The 2,606-nt window shown below is 67.8% G+C and carries 1 pseudogene and 1 riboswitch; the pseudogene reads left to right on the plus strand.

Annotated features, from left to right (window positions below):
* The first annotated feature begins 234 nt into the window (after positions 1 to 234).
* Positions 235 to 332, plus strand: a riboswitch (glycine riboswitch).
* 162 nt (positions 333 to 494) lie between these two features.
* A pseudogene (gene gcvP / locus JCM19049_RS11405) lies at positions 495 to 2,606 on the plus strand (aminomethyl-transferring glycine dehydrogenase); the annotation flags it as partial.

Here is a 2,606-nt window from a genome sequence, read left to right on the forward strand (position 1 = left end):
CGAACACCTGGCCCCGTGGATCAAACGCCGGCTGACCGGCACTTCCTCGGGCGACACCCTGCAGGCCAAGTACCCGCACTACATCACGCTGGGCACCGGGCAGTAGCCCGCGGCATTGCCCGCGCCGGGCGCATCTGTGCCGGGCGCGCGGCTGACAGCCGGTGTTGTGGGTTCCGCCACGCACCGGCTATCCTTAACGAGGAGTTCCGGGGCTGGCCCCGGGATCCACGCCGCTGACGGATGGCGGGAGAGACCCTCCCACGCCACGGAAGGGCGCCGAAGGAGCAATTCCTCCCCGGGAAACTCTCAGGCCACCGTACCGCCATCAAGAGGCAACTCTGGAAAGCAGCCGGTTTGACCGGTTCACCGAAGGTGCAAGTAGTCGCATCCGTTTGCCGGCTACGTAAAACTCTCAGGTATGACAACAGGGATGGGGAGGGAAACGACCTTCCATTGGCATGCGCCTTGACAGATCCCACGGAGTTTCCTGCACCATGACCATCACGCAGACCTCGCCATCGACGAGCAGCGAATTCGTCTCGCGCCACATCGGCCCACGTGAATCCGACATCCAGACCATGCTCGAGACCCTGGGGTACTCCAGCCTGGATGAGCTGGTCGACACCGCGGTGCCCGCGGACATCCGCCAGGGCGAGCCGCTGCACCTGCCGGCCGCACTGAGCGAGACCGAGGTGCTCGCCACCCTGCGTGGCATCGCGTCGAAGAACGTGCTCAAGACCCAGATGATCGGCCAGGGCTTCTACGACACCATCACCCCGCCGGTGATCCGCCGCAACATCGTGGAAAACCCGGCCTGGTACACCGCCTACACCCCGTACCAGCCGGAAATCTCCCAGGGCCGCCTGGAGGCGCTGCTGAACTTCCAGACCATGGTCATGGACCTCACCGGCCTGCCGATCGCCAACGCCTCGCTGCTCGATGAGTCCTCCGCCGCCGCCGAGGCGGTGCTGATGATGCGCCGGGCCAACAAGAAGAAGGCCAACGGCAAGACCGTGCTGGATTCGAACCTCTTCCCGCAGACCATCAAGGTCGTGCAGGGCCGCGCCGAGGCGCTGGCTTCGAGATCGAGATCGCCGATCTGGCGCCGGGCTGCCCGAGGGCGAGATTTCCGGGATCGTGCTGCAGCAGCCGGGCAACGACGGCGCGATCGTGGACCACCAGCAGATCATCGCCGCCGCCAAGGACGCCGGGGCGATGGTCACCGTCGTGGCCGACCTGCTGGCGCTGACCATGATCACCCCTCCGGGGGAGCAGGGCGCTGACATCGCGGTGGGCAACACCCAGCGCTTCGGGGTGCCGCTGTTCTTCGGCGGCCCGCACGCCGCCTACATGGCCGTGGGCAAGGGCATGGAGCGTTCCATGCCCGGACGCCTGGTCGGGGTGTCCACCGATGACGCCGGGCTGCCGGCCTACCGCCTGGCGCTGCAGACCCGCGAACAGCACATCCGCCGCGAGAAGGCGACCTCCAACATCTGCACCGCCCAGGCGCTGCTGGCCATCTGCGCCTCCATGTACGCGGTCTACCACGGCCCGGCCGGGCTGAAGCAGATCGCCAGCCGCACCCACAACCACGCCCGGGTGCTGGCCAGCTCGCTGATCGCCGGGGCTACACCCTGGCCGCCGACTCGTTCTTCGACACCGTGGTGGTCAACGTGCAGGACGCCTCCGCCGTGCTGGCCCAGGCCTCCTGGCCGGGATCAACCTGCGCAAGGTCAGCGACACCCAGGTGGGCGTCTCCACCGACGAAACCACCACCAGCGCGCACATCGCCGCCCTGGCCGAGGTGTTCGGCGTGCAGCTCAGCGCCCCCGAGGGCTTTGAGATCCCCGAGGCGATGGTGCGCACCAGCGACTACCTGACCCACCCGATCTTCAACACCATCACCTCCGAAACCCAGATGATGCGCTACCTGCGTCGCCTGTCGGACCGCGACCTGGCGCTGGACCGCACCATGATCCCGCTGCTCGTGCACCATGAAGCTGAACTCGGCCGCCGAGATGGAATCCATCACCTGGCCCGAATTCGCCGGCATCCACCCGTTCGTCCCGGCCGAGCAGTCCATTGGCTGGCGTGAGCTGATCGCCGACCTGGAGGGGCGGCTGACCGCGATCACCGGGTACGCCGGGGTTTCGATCCAGCCCAACGCCGGATCGCAGGGCGAGTACGCCGGGCTGCTGGCCATCAGCGGCTACCACGCCTCCCGTGGCGAGGCGCAGCGCAACGTCTGCCTGATCCCGGCCTCCGCGCACGGCACCAACGCCGCCTCCGCGGTGCTGGCCGGCATGAAGGTGGTGGTGGTCAAGACCGCCGCCGACGGCACCATCGACGCGAACGACCTGGACGCGAAGATCGAGGCCAACAAGGACGTGCTCGCCGCGATCATGATCACCTACCTCCACCCACGGGGTGTACGACACCGACGTGCGCGAGGTGTGCGACAAGGTCCACGCCGCCGGCGGCCAGGTGTACATCGACGGGGCGAACATGAACGCCTGGTGGGCCTGGCCCAGCCGGGCCAGTTCGGGGGCGACGTCTCGCACCTGAACCTGCACAAGACCTCTGCATCCCGCACGGCGGCGGCGGGC

This window comes from Arthrobacter sp. JCM 19049 (genome assembly GCF_001310435.1).